We start from the raw sequence: 544 nt of genomic DNA, 5'->3' as shown, positions 1-544 counted from the left end.
TTGTTTTTGGACGAGCCCACCTTGGGGTTGGATGTCAACGCCCAGGCCGGCGTGCGGCAATTTCTGCGGGACTACAACCGCCGCTATGGAGCAACGGTGCTGTTGACCAGCCATTACATGGCCGATATTACTGCGCTGTGCCAACGGGTGCTGGTCATCAACGCGGGGCAGCTCATGTACGATGGCGACCTCGAGGCATTGCTGGAGCGCTTTGCCCCCTACCGAGAGGTGAGGTTGAAATTGGCTCGCCCTTGCCCTGTTGCCCAACTGCAGCTCTATGGAGAGGTGCGCACGGACGGGGATCCGGGCAGCTGTGAGGCGCGGCTGTGGGTGCAGCGGGAGCAGCTCACCCAAACGGTGGCCAAGCTCTTGGCAGAGCTGGATGTGCTGGATCTAACGGTAACCGACCCGCCCATCGAGGAAGTGATCGGGCGGGTGTTTGCGGATGGGATCCCTTCGGCCAGCCCATAGGGTCATTTGCAACAGGGTTAGGTTGAGCGTGGGCTCCCTTCTTCCCCAAGAGGAGAGGGGCTGGGGGTGAGGG

General features: G+C 61.8%; 1 pseudogene. It reads left to right on the top strand.

Annotated features, from left to right (window positions below):
• Window positions 1–471: pseudogene (locus NW819_RS14580) on the top strand (ABC transporter); the annotation flags it as partial.
• Window positions 472–544: the final 73 nt, after the last annotated feature.

Source organism: Synechococcus sp. R8-2 (assembly GCF_047461715.1).
Classification (GTDB): domain Bacteria; phylum Cyanobacteriota; class Cyanobacteriia; order Thermostichales; family Thermostichaceae; genus Thermostichus.
The sequence above is the reverse complement of the archived record's forward strand: the minus strand, read 5'-3'. Positions and strand labels throughout refer to the sequence as shown.